Here is a 23,669-nt window from a genome sequence, read left to right on the forward strand (position 1 = left end):
TACAGTCGCGGTTCCATGCAATATTGCTTTTAGTTATTCACCTGATTTTTTCGGGAAATAGAATATATTAGCCTTTTATTATTTGTGTATTTTGAAACTCATGATAACCGATACAATATATTTGGTTTCCACTATAGGTTTAGCCATTTTGCTACTGGCATCCATTATTGTATTATTGTTTTTGTGGAAAAACCAGGAGCAATTAAAGGAGGAAAATTTGAGGTTAAAGACGAAGTATGAAGAAATTGAAAAAAAATACACAGGCGTTCATGCAGAGCAGCTTCGGTATAAGCTGAATCCTCATCTATTCAGAAATGCTCTGAATGCGATCCAATCACATGCTTACCAAAGCTACTATGCCTTGGATAAACTATCAGGCGTGTTAGACTATATTTTATATGACACCGACGGACGTTTAGTAACGATAAAGGAAGAGATAGCGTTTGCACGCAATTTTATTGAGATAAATCGATTAAAAACGAGTCCGTTGTTCGATATACGCATAAAGAATAGAATAGACGAGGGAGATCCCCGTTGCAACCAAGCTGTAATCGCACCGCTGACATTTATAAATCCCATAGAAAATGCTTTTAAACATGCCGATCTTCAAAGTGACAACGCCTTTATAAGCGTCAGCTTCTCTTTTGAAAATGATTCCTGGTTTGTACTGCAGGTAGCTAATAAAATCAATGATTTGCCGGTACCGTTAAATACGAAGGGAGGATTAGGAAATACGATCTATTTAGATCAGCTTTCTTCTGTTTACGGCGAAGGAGGGTATTCTTGTAAGGAATCGATAAATAATGGAATTTTCATTACCGAACTAAGAATAAAAATACTGTGAAGGAATTAAGGTGTATTTTATTGGATGATGAGCTGCCCGCACTTCGGTACTTGCGATCGATTTGCGAAGGGTTTAGTAATGTTGAAGTTGTCAAGGCATTTAATAACCCTTTGCGAATGCTAGAAGAGGTTGATCAGCTGGATTTTAATGTATGCGTCCTCGATATTGAAATGCCGCAAATGAACGGAATGGAGTTGGCCGGTAAACTGGAAGGAAAAGCCATCATATTTACTACCGCTTATAAAGAATTTGCCGCCGAAGCCTATGAATTGGATGCTGTAGACTACATTATAAAACCTATTCAGTTTGATCGATTAAAAAAAGCTTTTGATAAATCATATAATTTCCTCCAACGGGAAGAGCTTCCCCAGTACGTCCAGTTGAACAGCAATAAAGGGAAAATACTATTACACTTTGCAATGATTGCATTTATTGTGGTCTCTGAAGTTGATAAAAGAGACAAGAGGGTGATCTATGACGATGGAAGGGAAGTAACGTTAAAAAATATTTCATTTGAACAACTCGTTAAGCTTCTTCCGCGAGACGCTTTTGTGCGCATCAACCGACAGACAATTATTGCCACTCGGTGTGTACATGCCTTTACCCATAATCAGGTTACCCTATTAGTAGGATCCAAGTCTTTTGTCTTCTCCTTGAATGAACATTATCGTAAAGATTTTCTTGCGATGTTCGGCGCTTAACTTTATTACATTTTATTTCTCGTTGGTTACAGAATAGACTGTCAGCGCTTTCATAAAGGATACCTAAGTTCTAAATTCGTAAAAGTACTTTAAAAATTTTCATAATGAGGCGATATAAAGATTTCGTATTTTACGTGGTGAGTATTGGGGGCTTTTCTCTGTTCATCTACTTGCTGATCATTCAAGGTGCTAACTTAGAATTTGAAAAAAATGTAAAAGTGGAACAGATAGGAGTTTCAGGCTCAGCCTGGAGTCACTTTATCGATTCATTAAAATATAACTTTTCTTATCCGTTAGCCACTTTATTATTACAGATCATCGCCATTATACTGGTTGCTAGATGCTTTGGCTATATGTGTAGAAAAATTGGTCAGCCGAGCGTAATTGGTGAAATAATCGCCGGGATCGTATTAGGACCTTCATTGTTAGGCGCCTATTTTCCAGATTTTTCAGCGGTTCTTTTTCCCGCAAGCTCACTGGGGAATCTAGGTATTATGAGCCAGATCGGTCTTATACTTTTTATGTTTGTTGTGGGGATGGAACTTGATTTAGGCATTTTAAGAAACAAAGCGCATGAAGCTGTAGTAGTGAGTCACGCCAGTATAATTTTTCCTTTCGCCCTCGGCGTTGCGTTGGCCTATTTCATTTATCAGGAAACAGCACCTGAGGGTGTCAATTTCATTTCTTATGCACTGTTTATTGGTATCTCCATGAGCATTACTGCTTTCCCCGTATTAGCTCGGATTGTGCAAGAGCGTGGACTTTCAAAAACCAAATTAGGTGCTATGGCCATTACATGTGCCGCAGCTGATGATATAACGGCCTGGTGTATACTCGCGGCTGTAATTGCTATTGTGAAGGCAGGTTCCCTTGCTAGCGCCCTTTACACTATTTTATTATCTGTAGCTTATGTAGCACTCATGCTAAAATTTGTTAGACCTTTTTTAAAGAGAATAGGAGATCTTTATTCCACTAAAGAGAGTTTAAGCAAGCCAATCGTAGGTATCTTTTTCGTAATCTTACTGTTATCCTCTTGGAGCACAGAAGTGATCGGCATCCATGCCCTATTTGGAGCCTTTATGGCAGGCGTAATCATGCCCGCTAATATAAATTTCAGAAACATCTTTATTGAAAAGGTAGAGGACTTAGCCCTTGTCCTCTTGCTACCTCTTTTTTTCGTTTTTACCGGTTTGCGTACGCAAATAGGACTGTTAAATGAACCCGAGCTATGGGGGTTGTGCCTTGTTTTCATTTTAGTAGCTGTAGTAGGGAAGTTTGCGGGAAGCGCAATAGCCGCAAGATTTGTAGGGCAAAGTTGGAAAGGAAGCCTGACAATAGGTGCATTAATGAATACGCGTGGATTAATGGAGCTTGTAGCACTTAATATTGGATATGATCTTGGCGTGCTTTCTCCCGAAGTTTTTGCTATGTTGGTACTTATGGCCCTGGTTACTACCTTTATGACAGGCCCTTCTCTAGCATTTATTAACTATTTTTTTAAGGATAAGCAGGAGGAGAATTCACTTCCGGCATTACAGGTTGATAAATACAATATTCTGATCGCCTTTGGTAATCCACTAACAGGTCGTCTGCTCGTACGACTAGCCAATAGTCTAACTAGAAAAACAAAAGATACGGTAAGTGTTACAGCATTACATCTTTCCATTGCAAACGAATTGAATCAATTCAACGCATTCGAATATGAAAAAGAAAGCTTTGCGCCAATAGAATCTGAGTCAAAGGAGTTAGGGCAGTCCGTTGTTTCACTGTTCAAGCCTTCAGATAATATCGATGATGATATTATAGAAACAGCCAACAAAGGCGAATTTGATCTACTCTTAGTTGGTGTTGGCAAATCTGTATTTGAAGGCACATTGTTAGGTCGGATATTGGGGCTCACCTCTACCGTTGTAAATCCCGAAAGGTTATATGAGACGTTTAAAACGAAAGGTAACTTTTTTTCTTTTGGTGTATTCGACGAACGAACCAAGTATATATTGAAGCACTCGAAAATTCCGACAGGCATATTGATTGACAAACAATTAAGGGAAATAAAAGAAGTGATCGTGCCAATATTCTCCTTGAGTGATAGCTTCCTATTGATTTATATTCAGAAACTTATACAGAATGGCGGCGTCAAGATTTATATCATGGATATTGCAGGTGTCATTAAACAGAATATTGAGTTTAAAGAAGCTATCAGAGCGATTGATGTGGTAGCATCAAATCACCTGTCAGTAATAGACGAAAGAACGATGAATAAGGCATTATTGGGCCAGAAAGATTTGCTGCTCGTTAGTCTGGATAGCTGGAAGAAGGCAGTTGAATCAAGAAGTGTCTGGTTGGCTGAAACTCCTTCTGTACTTATTCTAAAACCCTAGCTCGTAAATAAGCATTTGGTAACATAAATTTTAATTATGGAGACTTTAATATTCAAGACTGATATTCAAACGCCTCTTATTAAGAACAAACTACTGAGCGCGTTAGAAAATATTAAAGGCCTAAATCATTGGAGGCTCGATATCGAATCCATTTATAAACTGTTAATAATAAACGGTATTGGCATAAATTATCTGGAAGTCATCAATGAATTAGGGAAGATTGGTATTCACGCTATTCGTATGTACGAAGAATAGCTGTTTTTAACCTGATAATCAAAAAATCCCGGATATAATACCGGGATTTTAAGGTTGGTTGGTGATATAAAAAATATTAGGCAGATGTTAAGTTGTTGTAAAACTCCATTTTCGTGACTTCTATAACATGTTTATCACAAGAGTAGGTAATAATAAAACTATGAAAATGATTGTCAACCGTACTTTCATTTCCATAAAATAATACATCCATATAACGTACATATTCATAGTCTGACGTCAGGCGCTTGTCTATCCAAGCGTTTTGAAAAGGTTTAACTTCCAGATTCTTTATATCTATTCCTTTCGGCAATCTTTCCGGGTGTTGTAGAAAAAACCTTTTAAGATGATCAGCAAAGTCATTGAGTGCGACAAAGTTTCCCATAATACTTTATTGTTATGGGTAAAACTAGGTATTAACAACAATAGCTGTATATACATAAAGTACACAGAAAAGCGTAAAAAAATGCGCAAAAGGTTATCACGACCTTTTGCGTTGACTTTCTACATTCGGGAGAAAACCTGTTATAATTCCTATTAGCGGCAAAAAGGCACATATTTTAAATACATAATTGATACTTGTATGATCGGCTAACCACCCCAATAAAGCCGATCCTACACCGCCCATCCCGAAGGCAAATCCGAAAAAAAGACCTGCAATCATACCAACTTTGTCAGGAACTAAGTCTGTAGCATAGACTAAAATTGCCGAAAAAGCCGATGATATAATTACCCCTATAAGTACGGCTAAAATACCTGTCCAGAATAAATTTGCAAAAGGTAGAAGCAGCGTAAAGGGAGCAGCCCCTAATATGGATATCCAGATAATATACTTTCTTCCAAAGCGATCTCCCAAGGGCCCCCCAATCATTGTACCAGCTGCTACAGATGCTAGAAAAGCAAATAAGTACAGTTGAGATTGTTGTACACTAAGATGAAATTTCTCAATTAGGTAGAACGTAAAATAACTGGTCATACTAGCCATGTAGAAATATTTAGAGAATATTAAGACAAGCAGGATCCCGAGCGCTGTGAGAATACGTTTCTTAGAAAAAACAGGTGTGCTTATTGTTGTTTTACCCGATTTGACGCTTTTTAGATACAGATGTTCTTTATACCATTTCCCGATTTGCAAAAGAACTATGATAGCCAAAATAGCCGCCAAGGCAAACCAAATAATATTAAGTTGTCCATAAGGAACTACTATTAAGGCAGCCAACAATGGACCAATGGCACTGCCGGCATTACCGCCCAGTTGAAAAATAGATTGCGCCAATCCTTTTTTTCCACCAGACGCTAAGTGTGCCACTCTGGAAGATTCAGGATGAAATACAGAAGATCCCATTCCAATTAAACTTACTGCTATTAGTATGGGAATGAATCCGTTAGCTGTTGATAATAAGATCAGGCCAAACAGCGTAAACGCCATGCCGATTGCAAGCGAATAAGGACGTGGAGTTCGATCGGTGTAATAGCCTACAAAAGGTTGCAATAGAGAAGCGGTTAGCTGAAATGTAAAAGTTATCATTCCGATTTGTGTAAATGATAAATGGAAATTGCTCTTTATTAATGGATAGATTGCAGGGATTACCGACTGGATCATATCATTTAATAAATGCGTGAAACTAATGGTAAAGAGGATTGAATAAACTGTTTTTCTTACGTCAGAATCAAGCGTGCTATTGGTAAGCGTTTTCATTTTTTTAGATTGGAGAATTAGAGATTTTTGATTATTGTGAAATGTGTCCGATTATTTTTGCTGCTGTGTTCCAAGCTTTTTTGGCGTTGCCTGCAATTATATCTTTTAGAAGCTGCTCGTGGAGTTGCTGTGTATTCCTAAAAACAGAAGTATCCGAATATATACTATGGAACCAATTTTTTAAATGAATCGAAACCATTTTATATAAGTCCGTTAAAATCTCATTTTGTGACGCCTCTGCAATGGAAATATGAAAGTTAACGTCGGCGTCAATGCAGTTTTCCAGCGAATCAGCATCAGCAGCTTTTTTACGAGCATATAGATGAGTTTGTATCTGAATAATATCTCGTTCTGTTCGGTTAATTGCGGCTTTCTCCGCAATCTTCATTTCCAACAATTGCCTAACCTCATCCAGTTCTTTAAAGTCTGCCCGTTTAAATCGCTGTTCGATAGGCTCCTTATGAATATGATTATTTTCCACAAAAGTACCGATACCTTGTTGTACTCGCAATAAACCGGAATTAACTAAGATTTTAACGGCTTCCCTAATAGTAGAACGACCAACTCCAAAAGACTTCATTAACTCCGATTCGATCGGAAGCTTCTCATGTAATTTATAATTTCCGTTAAAAATTTGTTTTTGAAGTTTAGATGCCACTTCGTCGGCAAGTGATTTTCGCTGTATTACTGTTTTCATTATACTACTTTATTCATCATATCATCAGATGAATGTACAAATGTAATAAATGATTTATAAAATCAAAGCCCATCGAGAGATTGTTGTACATTATTCTTCTTAGTGTTGTGTTTTATATTGTTTACCTCATTTAATCCATCAACATGAAGGTGCCTTGCGATGAACTGCAAAAAATATTTTTTTTAGTGTTTAATGGAAAAGAAAGTGTTTTTTTGTAAAAAATAGAAGACTGATATGAGCGTATATTGGATAGATCATTTTAAGTTAATCGCCTGACATCAAAAATGAGGTTGACTCGGGTATTACACTCAATTGGATTTGGCCTATATTATAGATTATAAGAATCATAGTAGCGATATATTATAATAACTAGACCATCATTTTTTTATAAACTTGTATATGGATTCCCCGCATATTAATCGTCAATTTGAAAATATACGATCTATTTTTTCAGGTGAGTTATATTACAATGACAGCCCTGAGCATCATGCCGTGCGACTCGCGTATTCTACCGATGCTTCTGTATACCAAGAGTTGCCCATAGCCGTAGCTGTTCCAAAGAACGAAAACGACTTAAGGGTGTTAATAGATTTTGCTAAACAAACGGGAATTACCTTGATACCGAGAACTGCCGGAACCTCATTAGCAGGGCAGGTTGTTGGGAAGGGCATTATTATCGATGTATCTAAGCACTTTAACAAGATTTTAGAAATAAATCAGGAAGAGCGTTGGGTAAGAGTACAGCCAGGCGTAATAAGAGATGATTTAAATGCGTTCTTAAAAGACTACGGCCTAATGTTTGGCCCGGAAACTTCCACTGCAAGCCGAGCCATGATCGGCGGGATGATTGGGAATAATTCGAGTGGTTTGCATTCAATCGTTTGGGGTGATACACGGAGCCATCTATTGGCGATGAAAGTCTTATTGGATGATGGTAGTTCTGCTATTTTTGAAGCACTCGATGAGCCAAGTCTTTTTAGTAAGCTAAAGCAAAACGATAGGGAAGGTGAAATATACAGAGCGGTTAATGCCCTGTTAAGTGATAAAGGAAACCAAGCGACCATCAGACAGGGCTATCCTAAACATTCAATTACAAGACGCAATACAGGATATGCTTTGGATCTATTGGCAAAGCCCAACGAAGCCTTTAACTTTAGTAAATTGATAGCTGGTTCCGAAGGTACTTTAGCACTGGTTACCGAAGCTAAATTAAACCTTATCTCGCTACCACCTCAGGAGGTAGGAATACTCTGTATACATTGCCATTCGCTTATTGAATCTTTGCATGCCAATATTACAGCCCTAGCACACCACCCTGAAGCGTCCGAACTAGTGGACAAATACATTCTTGATTTCACGAAAGATCATCCCACTTACCGGTATAATCGTTTCTTTATTGAAGGTGATCCGGCCGCTTTATTAATGGTCGAGTTCCGGGACCATGATGTAGAAGGTGTAGTCAATAAAGCAAATACATTAAAATCGGCCTTAGCGTCCAACAATATAGGCTATGCTTATCCGCTTATTACAGGTAGTCGCACCAATTTGGTTTGGGACGTTCGTAAAGCTGGATTAGGACTGATCCGTAATTTACCGGGAGACACACAGCCTGTGAACCTAATTGAAGATTGTGCTGTTTCACCTGAAGATCTTCCTTCTTATATAGAAGAAGTTCAGGCTATATTAACCAAATACGGTACAAAGGCGTCCTATTATGCACATGCGGGAGCCGGCGAGCTACACGTTGAACCTTTGATTAATCTAAAAACAGCCGACGGAAGGCATAAATTCAGAGCGATATTGGCCGAAACGGCTGTTTTGGTAAAAAAATACAATGGATCGCTAAGCGGAGAGCATGGCGATGGTCGTTTGCGGGGAGAATTTATAAAGACGGTGTTAGGAGAGGAGGTTTATCTGCTTTTAGAAAAAATCAAATCTATTTTCGACGCTTCTTCTATTTTTAATGCGAATAAAATTGTCCGCACACCGCCGATGGACAAATTTCTACGATACGAAACAGACACCTCTGCTATTCACATAAATACAATTTTTGACTATCAAAAACAAGAGAATATTCTTCGTTTAGCCGAAAAGTGTTCAGGTTCCGGAGACTGTAGAAAATCACATATAACAGGAGGTACGATGTGTCCCTCTTATATGGCAACTCGTGAGGAGAAAGATACAACAAGAGCACGTGCTAACATGCTTCGGCAGTTTTTAACCCATTCCACTAAAGAGAATCGCTTTGATCATGCAGAAATCAAAGAAGTGATGGATCTGTGTCTAAGTTGCAAGGCCTGTAAAACGGAATGTCCTTCTGCGGTTGATGTAACAAAAATGAAGGCAGAGTTTTTGCAACATTACTACGATGCGAATGGGACGCCCTTTAGAACATGGCTCATCGCAAATTTCACCAAGTCTCAAAAGATAGGGAGTTATGCGCCCCGTCTGTATAATGCTGTTATCAAGAACCGTGTTTTATCGTCATTAGTAAAAGGTGCCATTGGCTTCGCTCCGGAACGATCCTTGCCTGAAATTGGTAACACAACCCTTCGAAAGTGGATACAACGACAAAAGCCGCAAGATCTAGCTGTTGGGCAAACGGTGTATCTCTTTTGCGATGAATTTACCGATTACAACGACACGGGGATCGGACAAACAGCTTTTAAACTGTTGAGTGCATTGGGGTACCAAGTAAAATTAATTAATCATAAAGAGAGTGGCCGCACATACTTGTCGAAAGGTCTCCTACGAAAGGCAAAAAAAATAGCCAATCAAAATGTTTTGGCATTCAAAGACGTAGTTTCTGATAAAAGCCCATTGATAGGTATCGAACCTTCGGCGATTCTCACTTTTAGAGATGAATATTTAGATTTAGTTGATAAAGATCTGGTATCCGACGCGCAGCGGATAGCAAGACATGCTTTACTAATCGATGAGTTTATTGCAGAGGAAATAGATCGTGGAAACATAAAGAAGGAGCAATTTAAAGCAATCGAAAAAAAGATCAAATTACATGGACATTGTTATCAGAAGGCATTTCACTTGGTTGCCCAAACAGAAAAAATATTGAAGTTTCCAACTGGACATGAAGTAGAGGTCATTCCCTCCGGTTGTTGTGGAATGGCAGGCTCTTTCGGCTACGAAAAGGAACACTACCATGTTTCGCAGCAAGTAGGCGAATTGGTCTTATTGCCTTCGATACGCTCGACAGATTCCAGTGAAATAATTGCCGCGCCGGGCACAAGTTGTCGACATCAAATAAAAGATGCAACCAGCCGTAAAGCATATCACCCTGTTGAGATACTCTGGGATGCATTGGTTAAATAGTCATGCATAAGCGAACGTAGGTTAAAAATATATCCAAAAAAAAATTCACCCGATGGCAGGTAAATTTGCTTCAAGGATATAAAACGAATATTGGTGAATAAAGGACTGCGGTTAAAAAGGCGTAATTTATCTTGTTATACTACTGGTTATATAGTTTTGCCAATGCTCCTTTTCATCGCCATCTAATACGTCGACAAAAGATTTGGCAATCTCCATTTCGTGCGCGTTACTTAGGTCGAGGGCTTCGATGTTTGCTTCAACGATTTCAGTGCAAAAAGCAGGCCCAAAGCTGTACGCTTTAATGCGTTCTAATTCCTTATAACCAATTTCTGTTGCGTATAGGTATAAAATTTCTTCGGGAATCTCGAAGTCGCCATCAGCTTCATATCCAATATACTGAAAGCAACCGCTTTTCCAAACAAGGAAAAGTATTTCATGGTTCAAAGATTCTCCAAAAAACACGTATATCCTCTTCAGTAAGAGATCCGCAACATCACGATCAAACAGTTCGTGTAACACCGTATCTAACGTTTTAACATATTTAAGAAAGAGTGCGGAATTCAATGATTGCTGAAAATACTGGGTGATGACATCATAAATTTCGTCCTCGGTTTTGCCTTGCAAAATCTGTTTTGCCGCCAAATTTATTAGGTTATATTCTTCGTCTTTTTTTTTCCGATATCCTTTATGCTGCAAATCAAGCGTCTGGGGTAGTGTTATTTTAGCTTCTATATCTAGAAGTTGCATAGCAATATCCCAATCTTTTCTGTTTGTCGCTAAATGGCAATTATGACCGATATAACCACCTTTTTTCTTGTCTGGTTTTTTTTCACCAATGACAACATCTCCACTGTCGATTGCTAGTGGCGTCGAACTAAAGCCGCGAATATGAACGAATAAGGATTCTTCTTCAGGTAATGCGATTATCCCGAATCCTTTTTGATTATCAAACCATTTCACTGCACCGATGAACATGGCCTGGAGTTTTTGATTATGATTCAACGGCGATAAAAGTAAGCATTATTCGTTACAATATCAGTATTTTTTTTATTATTTATTGATTATCAAATTAATGTAAACAGAATCTTATGGAATATGGGTAGCTTTCACAAAAACCACCAATTACTCTCACAATTCCGGTCAATAACCTATAGCGTTTCTAAGCTTTCAAGGGCTCTATTTAAGAAGTCAGGATATCCGGAGATACATCTCAGTTATTCGTTTTGCGATATTATGCGATTTTGCATAATATTGCAAAATGAATAACACTTCAATAAATGGAATTAATCCCGCTAAAGCGCGTTCCGCAACACAATATATTTTTTTGATATGTGGATTGGGAATTTCCAGTTGGGCTCCTATGGTTCCCTATGCTAAGGAAAGACTAGGCCTTAATGATGCAGACCTAGGTTTACTGCTTCTTCTTCTGGGAGCCGGGGCCATTACAATGATGCCCTTGACGGGTGTTATGACAACGAGATATGGGAGTCGACCGGTTATTCTGTATTCAACCTTCATTATGGCCCTTAGCTTACCGATGTTGCTTTTGATGACGTCTCCTATCTTGATGGGAATCATGCTTTTTATATTTGGTGCTGCTGTCGGCACCATTGATGTAGCCATGAATGCGCACGGCGTACAGGTTCAAAATATCTTTACTAAACCTATCATGTCCTCGCTTCATGGACTATTCAGCGTGGGAGGGCTATTGGGATCTTTGGGGTTAGGATTCTTTATTAGATTCGGTCTGGAGCCAATTGTAGCCGCTATTAGTATTTCACTTTTGTTGTTACTTATCGTTTGCAGCCAATACACCAATTTGCTTTCAGCAGATTCGGAGATAAAATTACGAAAATCCAATTCCTCGGAAGTTATTGACGGGCAGGGGGGCTTCTCTTGGATGAAAGGAAGTGTTCTATTTCTAGGTGCCATGTGCTTTATCGTTTTTCTATCAGAAGGAGCTATGTTGGATTGGAGTGCCGTTTATCTCCGGGAAATTAGGTATGTAGAACCTGAATTTGCAGGTAGTGGTTATGCTGCTTTTTCAATAGCAATGGCAATTATGCGTTTAGTTGGTGATCGAATTGTGGCGCGTTTAGACGGAAAGCGGGTCGTAGTAGGTGGAAGCTTATTGGCAGCGTTTGGATTGTCATTGGTCGTTTTCGTTCCCTGGATTTCAGGTACATTATTTGGATTTGTTCTTCTCGGATTGGGAGCTGCCAATATCGTTCCGGTATTTTTTACCGAAGGAGGACGAATAAATGGCCTTTCTCCAACCGTAACGATTCCGGCTATTACGACAATGGGATATGCCGGGCAATTAATAGGGCCGGCAATTCTCGGGTTCATCGCCTATAACTTTTCGCTTCCAATAGCATTCGCATGTATCGGCTTAATGCTTTTACTGGTAGCTTTGAGTTATAGCGTTCGTAGAAACGAGCGATCTAAACTGTTGAAAAACTATTCAGAATAATTTAAGAAGAAACCGTATGCTAGATGTAAAATGCATAATATTTGATTGCGATGGTGTCCTGGTAGATACCGAGTCCATTATGATTTCCGTTTTATTGGAAATGGCAGGGGAGCCGGCTGTGATAGATTTGGAAGAAGCACTCAAACTTTTTAGTGGCCGACAAATTTTGGAAACCATCAAGATATTGGAAGAGCGGCGGGGAAAAGCTTTTCCAGAGAATTTTGAGATTGAGTTCCGTAGAAAAGCGTATGAACGGTTCAAACAAGAGGTACGGCCGATAGCCGGTGTAAGCGAACTATTGTCAACTATAAAACTTCCCTGCTGTGTCGCTTCAAGCGGACCCCGGGAGAAAATTGAATTGAATCTTCAGGTGACGGGCCTGATACGTTTCTTTGAACCTCATCGAATTTTTAGCTCTTACGAAATTGATAGCTGGAAGCCTGATCCAGGTATATTTTTATACGCTGCTAAATCAATGGGCTATAAGCCTTCTGAATGTGTGGTTATAGAAGACAGTTTAGCCGGTATAACGGCTGGCTTGGCTGGCGGTTTTCGTGTTTATGCCTTTGCAAATGGTTATGATGAAAACGAATGGATCGATGAACGCGTACAGGTGTTCCGGAAAATGAGTGAATTGCCTGCACTATTGGGTATTTAAAAGTATTAATAGCAACCTGTAAATGGTAAAAGAGCAACGATTAGATCATATTTTGACGGTCCTAAAGGGCTCAGAAATGGTCACTTATGAATTATTGGCACAGAGTCTAAAAGTATCAGAAGATACGATAAGGAGAGATATTGACATCCTTCACAAAAATGGCCTCTTATCTAAAGTAAGAGGAGGAGCAATTTTGCGATCTAGGAATCCTTTAACTTTTCAGGATCGATCGTCTTACTTAAAGAAGGGTAAAGATGTCATCGCCCTCAAAGCACAACAATTTGTTAAGAACGGTCAAACGATATTTATGGATGGAGGAACTACGATTTGTGCAGTGGCCACACAGTTTCCGTTTAATGCACATTTTCGCGTGGTAACCAACAATCAGGCATTGGTACCCATATTGGCAAAGAATAAAGGGATAGAAATCGTTGTTTTAGGCGGGGTTTATAATCGTGATACAGAAACCAACGTCGGGACCAGAACTTGTCAGGAAGTCTCGATGTATGTTGCTGATGCCTATTTGATGGGAGCTTGTGCTGCAGATCCCAATCATGGAATAACTGCCCGCATACGAGAAGACGGAGACGTAAAGCAGAGTATGATGAATGCGGCGTTGAAAACTATTGTATTAAGTAATCACGAAAAACTGAACCATCATGATTTTTTTAAAGTTTGTGATCTTGCCCCTGTTGATGTACTTGTTACAGATCTTCCCAGCGAAGATAAAAGGCTGGATCTGTTTCGTAACAAGGAAATCCTCATTGTCTGAATAATATTATATTCTTACGTCGTTATTGTCGTTAAGCTTGTAATGAAACTTTTTGTCCACTCCGACAGGCTTCATAAATCGCATCAATAATCTGTAAGTCTTTTAAGCCTTCCACTCCGTCTACAGGAACAATCGCTTTATGTCCGTCCAAAATAATACCGGCCATTTCATCCATTTGCACTGTCTGGTGCGTTTTGTGCGGTTGTGTTAATGGTCCGATGTGTGTTTTACCTTCTATTGGACCGTACCCTGTTGAAGGCTGCAGCTCAGCAAAACCTTTTTCACCATTTAAAAAGAAACGATCCAAATTATTCATATTGTACGTTGATAAGCACGATGCAACTGCACCGCTTGGAAATCCCATTTGAAATTGAATCGTTTCGTCCACACCATCTTTAAATTTCTGTGGATCCGTTTTTGTCTCTTGCGCGGTGACCCAAACAGGTTCTTCACCTACCATGTAACGGGCGCCATTTATAGCGTAAATCCCTATATCCATCAAAGAGCCACCACCCGCTAGGTCTTTGTCTAATCTCCATTGATTCGGATCACCTATCTTAAAGCCGGAAAGGCCCTGAAAAAATAAAATTTTCCCAAATTCGCCTTCCTTTCTCATCCGAACAATCTCTAACGTCTTGGGCTCAAAATGCATGCGATAACCCACCAAGAGCTTAACATTAGCCTCGCGGCATGCGTTTACCATGTCTTGTCCTTCCTTTGCGTTAAGAGCCATCGGTTTCTCACATATGACGTGTTTCCCTGCTTTTGCTGCCCTTATCACATGGTCGTGATGAAGCGCATTAGGCGTAATAACATAAACTGCATCGATATCGGTATTCTCTTTTATGTTATCAAAATTTTCATAGTTGTAGCAGTTTTTATCAGGTATATTATATTTCTCTTGCCAAGCTTTTATTTTCGAAGGAGTGCCACTAATAACACCTACAAGTTTGGCTCGTCTGCAAGACTGCATTGCTTCACCGACACGTGTACCGTAGCCACCCAAGCCCATAATAGCTACTCTTAGTGGACGATCGTCAAAAAAAGGAAATTTGCTTGATAAAAACGGTATACCAGCCGTTGAAATTGCTAATCTATGTATAAATTCCCGACGCGAATGCATATAAGTTTATTTAAAAATGATTTAACTTAACTGACTAACAAAATACTTAAAACAAATGTTTTACTCAATCTGTGGAAAATCAACAAACAATACACTCACGAATGGGAATATATGCCCAAGCTTCCACATGTAGATTAATATAAGGTTATTTTTTTGTGAAAAATTGTAGTTTAAACATGTATTTTATCGCTATATTACATAGCTAATATACAAAAACAGGAAATTTCCTGTATTTTTTTGTGCTTTTTCCTCTAGTGGTTACGCTAATTGTCTCGTTTCTTTGTGTAGCAAAATAAAATTACTACCAACTAATGAGAAAAACTATGGACAAGCATTATGGCGAAATTATCGAAAGAACAATTAGACGTAACGGTTATAGTATCAGTGAACTAGCCAGACTGATGAAAGTAAACCGTAGATCCATTTATAACTGGTTTAATCAACCCAAATTCAAACCGGAAATCATCTTCAAAATAGGTTGCGCTTTGAAGCACGACTTTTCAAATGAATTTCCCGAGCTGTTTTCATCAGAAGAGTTTCAGCATGCATTCAACAATAGTAAACTGTTGAACACCGCTTTACTGAGTGAAGAGCGTGAGAAAATAAACTATTGGAAAGATAAATATATCAATCTACTAGAAGAATACAATCAGATTTTGGCGATAAGCAGTAATAAGATAAATACGCTGTCCTATCCTTCTATGTAAGGTATACTATCCTATGAAAACACAAAAGACAAGGCCAACTTTTAGTTGGCCTTGTCTTTTGTGTGATTTGATGTAGTTAGGCTGGCAAACTGATTATTTCGAGAGCTTTATTTCCACTCTTCTGTTTTGCGACCTACCTTCTTCCGTTTCGTTAGTAGCCACCGGTTTGGTTGCTCCGAAGCCCTGCGCGGTTAAATTATCCGGACTTATACCTGCATTTACCAAATAAAGTTTGACGGCGTTGGCGCGATCAACCGATAGAGCCATGTTATGTTCAGCCGATCCTTCTAGAGAAGCATGCCCATTAATGGTAAACTTAACAGAGGGGTCCTTCTTCATTTCTCGTACGATTTGATCCAATACACTATAAGAAGCGGTTTTTAGCACCCCTGAATCGAACTCAAACAAAATATTTTTAAAGTTATAATTGGGTTTCTCAACGACCGGTTCTTCCTCCTTTTCTTCGACAGGCGCAGGCTCCGGTTCTTTCTCTTTTACCGGCTCTTCCTTTTTAACTGTTTCAACGACGGCATTTGGCTGCACAGCCATCTTCTTCGATTTACAAGCTTGCATACTCACAAAAACAGTAAGTAAAATAACAAATGGATAGGTTTTCTTAATATTCATCACGCATAAAATTTCTGTAAACATAAGGAATATCCAGAACATAGAAAAGATTCTCTATGTGAGTACCTCTAAAAAGGCTATCTTGAAGCTCTTTCATTTAGGAACTAAAGTCAACTAAAACTTTAATGACAGCAGATGAAGTACTTGTGCAAGTTTTAAAAGCTTCACGAATGTGATCCGCTTCAAATTGATGTGTGATATATTTTTCCGGATTGACAGCCTTTTCTTTCACGTTTTTTATAACGTGCTCGAAATCTTGTATAGTGGCGTTTCGGCTGCTCATTAATGTAAGTTCGCGTTTATGAAAGGCAGGATGATTGAATATAATATCGCCTTTTTGAAGACCAATCAATATATACTCGCCACCATGAGCAACATATTCAAATGCACGATTGATCGCATTTAAATTCCCGGTACAATCAAATACCGCTATTGGCATTTCTCCGTTCGTTATTGTACGCAGCGAATCCATGGAATCTTCTGCAGTAGCTAAAATCGTGTAAGGTATGTTGAGCGCCTCTTTGCAAAACTGTAAACGATTGGGATTGATATCCATAGCAATAACTGTTGCACCACGCACCTTTGCCATTTCCATGGTACCAAGACCAATTGGACCCGCGCCTATGACTAACACAAAATCGCCCGCTACGAAGTGAGCCCTAGCTACACCGTGTGCGCCAATCGCAAGAGGCTCAATAAGAGCCAGTTGTTGTATGTTAAGCTGGTTTTCTTTAATAATCAGATGATTTGGTACACTTATATAACGGCGCATACCGCCATCAATATGCACGCCGATCACTTGCATTTGAGCGCAGCAATTTGTTTTTCCTTTTCTGCAGGCGATACATTTTCCGCAATTAAGATAAGGCATAACAGTAACCAAATCTCCTTTTTCTAAGTTTGAATCAGGGGTCGTCTCAAGTATTCTTCCCGCCAATTCATGTCCAAGTATTCTTGGATACTCGAAGTAAGGCTGAGTACCGTCAAAAGCATGTATGTCGGTGCCACATATGCCAACTTTCTCTATCTGTATGATACTATGTCCTGCCGATAGACGCGGAACCGTTGATTGAACTATCTCTAATTTACCAGGTTCTTGACATATAATTGTTTTCATTTCTCTTAAGTTTTTCGAATACAAATAAGACGCATTTTAACGATTTTTCATTTAAAACAATTAGCCTATTGTTACGGGATTTTAACTTTGTATATTCCATATTGTTCAAATAAAGAAAAATAGCCTTATTTTTATAGATTATCATATTGAATATTGTTGTTTTATGAGTTCTGGTATGAGAGCGCAGAACGGTTCATATTTTCGGCAATGAAAACTAATATAACAGTGGTTTAATGAAAGTTGAGCAAATTGTTTTACATTCAGGGCATTCGAGCTCTTTTCAGGTTCGTAAAGAGCTAAAAGCAAACATCAATAATCGATGGCATTGCCACGCCGAATTAGAACTCATACACTTTCATCAGGGAAGTGGCACTCAGTTCGTAGGAGATCATATTCAGCGATTTAAAGCTGGCGACATCGTGTTGGTCGGTTCAAATTTACCTCATTATTGGCGTTACGATGCAGAATACGACGAAAGTAATGAGCAACCTTATTCGACGGTTATACACTTCCATGAAAAATTTTTAGGCGCAGCATGGCTTAGTTTACCGGAGTTTCGCTTGTTTAAGCACTTGTTTGATTCGGCACAACGAGGAATTATGCTAAAAGGACACGAGCATCCAATTGTTGTTGATCTCATGGCAGCTATTTATGAATTAGAGGGATTCAATCGGTTAATGTCTCTACTAACCTGTTTACATTATATAGCGAACATTAAGTCACCCTGTGTTCTAGCCTCCGTTGGTTTTTCCTATAAACACAGTGAAAATGAAACAAATCGCTTGCATAGTATTTACAACTACACCCTTAAAAATTTTAGAAATAAAATCGAATTAGATCAGGTAGCTGCCATAGCTGATTTAGTACCCAGTTCTTTCTGCCGATATTTTAAAAATCGCACCGGGAAAACTTATACGCGGTTTTTACAGGAAGTCCGTATTGGTTATGCCTGTAAGCTTTTGGTAGAAAACAAAGGTACAATCAAGCAGATATGTTACGAAAGTGGATTTAGCAATTATACCTCATTTCACGAAATTTTTAAATCGGTAACAGGTAAAACCCCTAAAACGTATCTACAGCTACACGGAGCGGGATAAACCTATGTAATCTATAAGCATATGTTGGAATGCTAAAAAAATTAGTGTAATTTTGATTCTTTAATTCATTAGTAATAGCTTTTGATATGGATCCGACCAATGACGATAAAAATAAGCGGGACGATAGGGAAGGACAGTCGGTAGATTTGGACCGTTTGTTGGATGGTTTGCTGTTTGATACAAACATAGTAAGCTACTCCAAGCAAAAAAAAGAAGGGCTCAAAGACCTATTAAGTAAACCCCTACGAGTTGAGAATTTTGATACGCAAATCCCTACGTATCTACGGACATTAATGGATGCTGCAAAGCATATTGATGAGAAGCTTGTTGATATTTACCGTATTTATGATCTTTCCAATCTTAAAATCAACTATAAAAAAGAGCTAAATCCACAGCAGTTAGCTGCAGTATGTACCCTAGATAAGCCCTTATTGGTTATTGCAGGAGCCGGTACGGGTAAGACGCGTGTTATTACTTATAAAGTAAGCTATCTAATTGAAAAGGGATTTGAACCAAACGAGATTTTGCTGCTCACTTTTACGAGGAAATCGGCTAATGAAATGCTTAACCGGGTACAAAAGTTGCTGCATGCCAAGTCTATTACGAATGTACTAGGTGGAACTTTTCACTCTTTTGCTAATTATGCATTGCGAAAGTACCATGCTTTAGTCGGCCTTCCACCAAACTTTACCATCATTGATGGCGAGGATGTGGTCGATATCATCAGCCTTCTAAAAACCGAATTAAACTTAACGCCAAAAAAAGGCAGTAAGCATTTTCCTAAATCAAGTACGATTCAGAGTATCTTCTCTAAAGCAAAGAATCATGAATTGGGTATTGAGAATGTTATTGCCGAATATTTTCCCGAATATGAGCGATTTGTAAAAGACTTTCAGCGAATTTATACTTTGCTCGCTGCATACAAGCAGCGGTCGAACTTAATGGATTACGATGACTTGATTGATATATTACGTGATAAACTAAAAACTAATACGCATTTCAGACAAGTACTACAGGCGAAAGTAGCTTACATTTTAGTAGATGAGTATCAAGATACAAACAATATTCAACGCGAGATCGTGGAATTGTTATCACAAAAAGGAAACATAACGGTTGTCGGTGACGATGCACAAAGTATCTATTCATTCCGTGGAGCTAACTTCGAGAATATTCTTCGTTTCCCACAACATTTTGAAAATTGTGGGGTAGTAAAAATTGAGGAGAACTATCGGAGTACACAACGCATTTTGGATTTTACAAACAAGCTGATAGAAAGTGCTCGGATCGGTTTTAAAAAAGAATTATTTTCTCGATTACATAAGGGACGAAAGCCTCGCATAAATCGGTTAGTCGATACGACCGAAGAAGCGGCTTATATTGTGGACACCGTCATGACACTGAAGGAAAATGATTTAGAATATTCTGATTTCGCTATACTAAGCAGAGCGTCATGGCAATCCAATTTTGTACAAGCAGAATTGATGAAGAGGAATATTCCATTCATTGTAGTAGGAGGAATAAAATTCGGTGAAAGAAGACATGTCAAGGACATGGTGTCCTTCCTAAAAATTATGATGAATCCGATGGACGCCGTGGCCTGGCATCGTATTCTAAAGTTGCTCGAAGGCATTGGAGACGTACGCGCAAAAGAAATTATTGTTAAAATACATGAGCAACACGGTCGAATTGAAACTAATTTGTTTGAAGGGAAAAAGCATGGAGAACATTTAAAAGAACTTTTAGATCTATTTAATCGAATGCAGCAATTAGGTTCTGCACCCGTCGATTTAATTCCTCCGATCTATGAATTTTATAAACCGCTATTAAAACAATTGGAAGACGATTTTGACGCCAGAGAAATTGATCTTGAGATATTTGCAGAGATTGCAGCTAAATACGAAGATTTAGAGAAATTTTTAGCTGATTTTACGTTAGAGCCTCCATCCAACCGATATCAGGATAAGACTATACCCTTTGATGAAAGTGACGAAAAACCTCTTACGATTTCAACGATACATTCTGCTAAAGGTTTGGAATGGCATACCGTTTTTGTTCCGTTTGCCCTTGATGGTATCTTGCCTTCGGTAAGATCAATGGCATCTTTAGAAGAAATAGAGGAGGAGCGACGTTTATTTTACGTCGCTTGTAGCAGAGCCAAGGAAAATTTGTTTATCACGATGCCAGCTTATGTTTCTTCTTGGGACGCTGTATTTACAAAACCGAGTCGATTCTTATACGGCATATCAGACAATACATACGATATCATTAACGAATGACGTATGTATTTCGGAAGATTTTGTTACTCGATTGAGAGACGGATTACTATGTCGTAATCTGTCTTGTGAATACATTTATGTTGTGCCTAAATGATCCTTATGATACAGCTCTTGATTAAGATAAAAAGCCGTCAAGCTTAAATTGTTGTCTACACCTATTTTTTTCATGATAGATTTTCGTATTTCCTCGATCTTCCTTTTGGTGGTAAATAGCTGATAGGCTATTTCCCTGTTGGCATGACCGCTCATAATTAACTCCAATACGTCTCGCTCTTTTTGATTAAGCAATTCCATTTTGGATGAAAAAAGCGTTGATGAACCCAAGCTACCAAGTTTCTGAATAAACTGCAAGGATATACTGGGTGCTACATATTTGTTTCCCTTGATTATGTATTCGATAGCGAATAACAGCTCTTCTTCCGAAGCGTTATCCATAATTACACCGGCTATTTGTTGTTCGAGCGATTGCGTAACCAGGGATAAATCGCTAGACGACAAGATGGCAAGCATTCGGGACCTCAATGATAGGGATTCCATCTTTTTCAAATACCGAATATCGTCTTCATTATTCAGTTCAAACAAACAAACATCTGCCAGTTCGTCGTAAGACTCATCTCTCAACAACAATAAATTCTTCTCTTCCTTTAACATGGCTTGTAAGCCGGTTTTTAATAGCGGATTCTGAATTCTTAATTTGATATTCGCGTTCATAGCTTAAGTAATAAGGTAAATGTACTGTGTTATGATTTAACATGTTGATTTTTAAATTGTTTTTTATTTTTTTTTAACATGTTAGTTACGCTCTATTTTCAGCTTCGTAGAGCGTCATCACCTTATTACTTGCCAATTTTAATTGTTGTTTGTGTTGTGAAAGAAGAAAGCGCGCATCAGAAGGGAGTTCTTCCAATTTTTCTGCATAATCATAGGCTTCGTAAATTATATTTTCGCCTTCTATGCAACTTTTAAGAATTGCTCGTCTCTTGTCTTCGCTGAACAAAGCCTTCATATCCATCCAACTTCGAAAAAACTCGCCTTCAACGGTCGCCCTATCGTTTGCCTTTCCACCGGTTCGCTCGAGCTCATCCTTTAATTCGGTAAGGAATTGATAGCTTTGCGTTATAAAATTGTGAAATTCTGATTTTAAATCAGTATCATTATCATCTAATTCCTGAATAGCATTTTCGTATCCAGCTATTCGGTCATTATTAAGCTGTATTAGGTCATTCAACAGTGGTGTTTTCGCTTCGAGATTTTCCATATGTATATTCAAGCGAAATCCATGCCGTTACGTCTTTCTATCGAGTGACTCCAGGGATTTTGTTTAAGAGGCATATTGCCCGAATCGTACCAGTAATATGTAAAATTTAATACACTTTTAAAATGTTTAGAAACACATTTAACGAAAGCAAAACAGCTACCTTGAAATAAAAACATAAAGTAAGATAAGCAATAAATAATAGCCTTAATAAACCCCATTTGTCTTTATATAGAACAGGGATAAATGGCCGGGTTGAGATGAGCTATTCGTCTGCTCCTTTTTTTTTCGACTTATTGATTCCTTTTGCATCTCCTATAGAATGTGATTGATGAATATCTGATTCCTGTTTGGCCTTATCCGCCAGCTTTTCGTAAAATTTATGGAGCATATCTAGCTCTTCCTCTGTAAAATCTTCAACGTCCACCATACGGTTACTCGCTTTTTTATTCGCGGCAACAAGTTCATTTAACTTTAGCTGGATTGCCTTTGAGTCTTTGTTTTGTGACTTTTGAATCAAAAACACCATCAAAAACGTAACAATTGTAGTTCCTGTGTTAATTACCAGCTGCCAAGTGTCAGAATATTTAAAAATCGGCCCGGAGAGCCCCCAACCGATGACAATTCCAAAGGCTATTCCGAAGGCAGTAGAACTCCCTGTCCAGCCGGTTATTTTATCGGAGAATTTTTCAAAAAAATTATTAGTTGACATATAAATCTTTTTTATGATCTGTATACAGAACACCTTATTCTGTGGGATTCTTCTTAAGAACATAGAATAGGAATTGAAAGTTTTCGAATACAAACGAATTAAGTACGGCGATAACCAAGAAATAAGAAAATGGACTGCTATGGTCAACCTTAAAAGGTAAGCGCCGCGGCGAGAAAACAGGTTTTATGCAAATTATGGACCGACCGAAATGATTGGTATGGTTTTATGTGTTGTATAGAAAAGTGGATTAGTTATTATGTCAAGACGACGAAAACACCGGCATTTTTATTTTAAAAGCCTTTTAACACCAGCAAATGAAATGGGTATATTAATTGTTTCATTATAATAAAAAGTTTTTATGATGTTCAAAGTGGCAATTGCGATAGGTTCGTTATTCTTTATATTAAGCTGTAACGAACAAGAACGAAACAAATACAGAAATAGACCTTTGAGCATGGAGGATTCTATTACCAACAAAATGGAAGCTGACTCGGGAATTTTGGAGTCTGAAGATAAAGCCTTTGTGAATGCAGTTATAAGGTCTGGAATGGGAGAGATCGAAGCGGGCAAGTTGGCGAGCGAGAAGTCTAGGGATACAGCCATCCAAAGTTATGCTAAACTGTTGATTACACAACATCAACAGTTGACTAAAGACATGAAGGATATTGTAGCAGAGAGACGAGTGCAAATCCCAGAAAGTTTAGATGACGCACACACAGACAAGCTTAATCGCCTAAGAAGTAAGTCGGGGAAAGAATTTGAAAGTGCTTTTTTACAACAAATGATCGAAGACCATACAACGTCGTTAACCTTATTTGACCAAGCTGGAGCGCATGCTAAGGATGTACATATACAATCATTTGCTAACAAAAACATACCCATTATAAGAAATCACCTTCAAATTGCGAAGAAACTAAGCAGCAAGCTTAATTAACTAGCTAAATATTC

The 23,669-nt window shown here is 38.4% G+C and carries 22 protein-coding genes; 12 read left to right on the top strand and 10 right to left on the bottom strand.

Going from position 1 to position 23,669, the window contains the following annotated elements; translation table 11 throughout:
• The first annotated feature begins 100 nt into the window (after positions 1-100).
• The 4 genes from E0E36_RS10280 to E0E36_RS10295 all read left to right on the top strand — a co-directional run bounded on the left by E0E36_RS10280 (position 101) and on the right by E0E36_RS10295 (position 4,181).
• A complete protein-coding gene (locus tag E0E36_RS10280; protein ID WP_130855863.1) occupies positions 101-844 on the top strand; it encodes a histidine kinase in 744 nt (247 codons plus the stop codon).
• A complete protein-coding gene (locus E0E36_RS10285) occupies positions 841-1,545 on the top strand; it encodes a LytR/AlgR family response regulator transcription factor (RefSeq protein ID WP_130855864.1) in 705 nt (234 codons plus the stop codon). The genes E0E36_RS10280 and E0E36_RS10285 overlap by 4 nt, the downstream gene beginning before the upstream one ends.
• 104 nt (positions 1,546-1,649) lie before the next feature.
• Entirely contained in the window at positions 1,650-3,926 is a 2,277-nt protein-coding gene (locus tag E0E36_RS10290; RefSeq protein ID WP_130855865.1) for a cation:proton antiporter domain-containing protein, read from the top strand.
• Between the two features lie 36 nt (positions 3,927-3,962).
• A complete protein-coding gene (locus E0E36_RS10295; RefSeq protein WP_013667106.1) occupies positions 3,963-4,181 on the top strand; it encodes a hypothetical protein in 219 nt (72 codons plus the stop codon).
• A 76-nt stretch (positions 4,182-4,257) separates the two neighbouring features.
• Here the strand turns inward: E0E36_RS10295 and E0E36_RS10300 are convergent, their stop codons facing one another.
• From E0E36_RS10300 to E0E36_RS10310, 3 genes are all read right to left on the bottom strand, one after another.
• A complete protein-coding gene (locus tag E0E36_RS10300; protein ID WP_013667105.1) occupies positions 4,258-4,563 on the bottom strand; it encodes a hypothetical protein in 306 nt (101 codons plus the stop codon).
• A gap of 96 nt (positions 4,564-4,659) precedes the next feature.
• Complete coding sequence (locus E0E36_RS10305; RefSeq protein WP_130855866.1) at positions 4,660-5,877, bottom strand: MFS transporter; 1,218 nt, start codon at positions 5,875-5,877, stop codon at positions 4,660-4,662.
• Positions 5,878-5,908: 31 nt separating this feature from the next.
• Positions 5,909-6,574 carry a FadR/GntR family transcriptional regulator gene (locus E0E36_RS10310; RefSeq protein ID WP_130855867.1) on the bottom strand — a complete coding sequence of 222 codons (666 nt, stop codon included), beginning with the start codon at positions 6,572-6,574 and terminating at the stop codon, positions 5,909-5,911.
• 399 nt (positions 6,575-6,973) lie between these two features.
• On the opposite strand from E0E36_RS10310, the gene E0E36_RS10315 reads away from it, so the two are divergent.
• Complete coding sequence (locus E0E36_RS10315) at positions 6,974-9,904, top strand: FAD-binding and (Fe-S)-binding domain-containing protein (protein WP_130855868.1); 2,931 nt, start codon at positions 6,974-6,976, stop codon at positions 9,902-9,904.
• 126 nt (positions 9,905-10,030) lie between these two features.
• On the opposite strand, the gene E0E36_RS10320 is transcribed toward E0E36_RS10315, so the two are convergent.
• Positions 10,031-10,879, bottom strand: a complete 849-nt coding sequence (locus E0E36_RS10320) for a cold-shock protein (RefSeq protein WP_130855869.1) — start codon at positions 10,877-10,879, stop codon at positions 10,031-10,033.
• Positions 10,880-11,162: 283 nt separating this feature from the next.
• Here E0E36_RS10320 and E0E36_RS10325 point away from each other — a divergent pair, with 283 nt between their 5' ends.
• The 3 genes from E0E36_RS10325 to E0E36_RS10335 are packed head-to-tail and all read left to right on the top strand — an operon-like array spanning position 11,163 to position 13,807.
• Complete coding sequence (locus E0E36_RS10325; protein ID WP_130855870.1) at positions 11,163-12,377, top strand: MFS transporter; 1,215 nt, start codon at positions 11,163-11,165, stop codon at positions 12,375-12,377.
• 16 nt (positions 12,378-12,393) lie between these two features.
• Positions 12,394-13,035, top strand: coding sequence for an HAD family hydrolase (locus E0E36_RS10330; RefSeq protein ID WP_013667099.1), 642 nt, complete (start codon positions 12,394-12,396; stop codon positions 13,033-13,035).
• Between the two features lie 22 nt (positions 13,036-13,057).
• Positions 13,058-13,807: a DeoR/GlpR family DNA-binding transcription regulator gene (locus tag E0E36_RS10335; protein ID WP_130855871.1), complete on the top strand. Its 750-nt coding sequence runs from the start codon at positions 13,058-13,060 to the stop codon at positions 13,805-13,807.
• Positions 13,808-13,838: 31 nt separating this feature from the next.
• Here the strand turns inward: E0E36_RS10335 and E0E36_RS10340 are convergent, their stop codons facing one another.
• Positions 13,839-14,930 carry a Gfo/Idh/MocA family protein gene (locus E0E36_RS10340; RefSeq protein WP_130855872.1) on the bottom strand — a complete coding sequence of 364 codons (1,092 nt, stop codon included), beginning with the start codon at positions 14,928-14,930 and terminating at the stop codon, positions 13,839-13,841.
• A 323-nt stretch (positions 14,931-15,253) separates the two neighbouring features.
• Between E0E36_RS10340 and E0E36_RS10345 the strand changes: the two genes are divergently transcribed.
• Complete coding sequence (locus E0E36_RS10345; protein ID WP_013667096.1) at positions 15,254-15,637, top strand: helix-turn-helix domain-containing protein; 384 nt, start codon at positions 15,254-15,256, stop codon at positions 15,635-15,637.
• A 93-nt stretch (positions 15,638-15,730) separates the two neighbouring features.
• Here the strand turns inward: E0E36_RS10345 and E0E36_RS10350 are convergent, their stop codons facing one another.
• Both E0E36_RS10350 and E0E36_RS10355 read right to left on the bottom strand, forming a co-directional pair.
• Positions 15,731-16,264, bottom strand: a complete 534-nt coding sequence (locus tag E0E36_RS10350) for an OmpA family protein (protein ID WP_130855873.1) — start codon at positions 16,262-16,264, stop codon at positions 15,731-15,733.
• 97 nt (positions 16,265-16,361) lie between these two features.
• The gene (locus E0E36_RS10355) at positions 16,362-17,381 is read right to left on the bottom strand and encodes a zinc-binding alcohol dehydrogenase family protein (protein WP_165446956.1); all 1,020 of its coding nucleotides are present in this window, start codon (positions 17,379-17,381) and stop codon (positions 16,362-16,364) included.
• Positions 17,382-17,614: 233 nt separating this feature from the next.
• Between E0E36_RS10355 and E0E36_RS10360 the strand changes: the two genes are divergently transcribed.
• Both E0E36_RS10360 and E0E36_RS10365 read left to right on the top strand, forming a co-directional pair.
• A complete protein-coding gene (locus E0E36_RS10360) occupies positions 17,615-18,478 on the top strand; it encodes an AraC family transcriptional regulator (protein ID WP_130855875.1) in 864 nt (287 codons plus the stop codon).
• Between the two features lie 86 nt (positions 18,479-18,564).
• Positions 18,565-20,754 carry an ATP-dependent helicase gene (locus E0E36_RS10365; RefSeq protein WP_130855876.1) on the top strand — a complete coding sequence of 730 codons (2,190 nt, stop codon included), beginning with the start codon at positions 18,565-18,567 and terminating at the stop codon, positions 20,752-20,754.
• A gap of 75 nt (positions 20,755-20,829) precedes the next feature.
• Here E0E36_RS10365 and E0E36_RS10370 read toward each other — a convergent pair whose 3' ends face one another.
• From E0E36_RS10370 to E0E36_RS10380, 3 genes are all read right to left on the bottom strand, one after another.
• On the bottom strand, positions 20,830-21,465 hold the full coding sequence (locus tag E0E36_RS10370; RefSeq protein WP_041387569.1) for a LuxR C-terminal-related transcriptional regulator: 636 nt from the start codon (positions 21,463-21,465) through the stop codon (positions 20,830-20,832).
• An 85-nt stretch (positions 21,466-21,550) separates the two neighbouring features.
• Positions 21,551-22,012: a ferritin-like domain-containing protein gene (locus E0E36_RS10375; protein ID WP_130855877.1), complete on the bottom strand. Its 462-nt coding sequence runs from the start codon at positions 22,010-22,012 to the stop codon at positions 21,551-21,553.
• Positions 22,013-22,274: 262 nt separating this feature from the next.
• Complete coding sequence (locus E0E36_RS10380; protein ID WP_130855878.1) at positions 22,275-22,721, bottom strand: low affinity iron permease family protein; 447 nt, start codon at positions 22,719-22,721, stop codon at positions 22,275-22,277.
• Between the two features lie 358 nt (positions 22,722-23,079).
• Between E0E36_RS10380 and E0E36_RS10385 the strand changes: the two genes are divergently transcribed.
• A complete protein-coding gene (locus E0E36_RS10385; RefSeq protein WP_130855879.1) occupies positions 23,080-23,655 on the top strand; it encodes a DUF4142 domain-containing protein in 576 nt (191 codons plus the stop codon).
• Positions 23,656-23,669 lie beyond the last annotated feature (14 nt).

The sequence above is a fragment of the Olivibacter jilunii genome, assembly GCF_900607235.1.
Classification (GTDB): Bacteria; Bacteroidota; Bacteroidia; order Sphingobacteriales; family Sphingobacteriaceae; genus Olivibacter; species Olivibacter oleidegradans.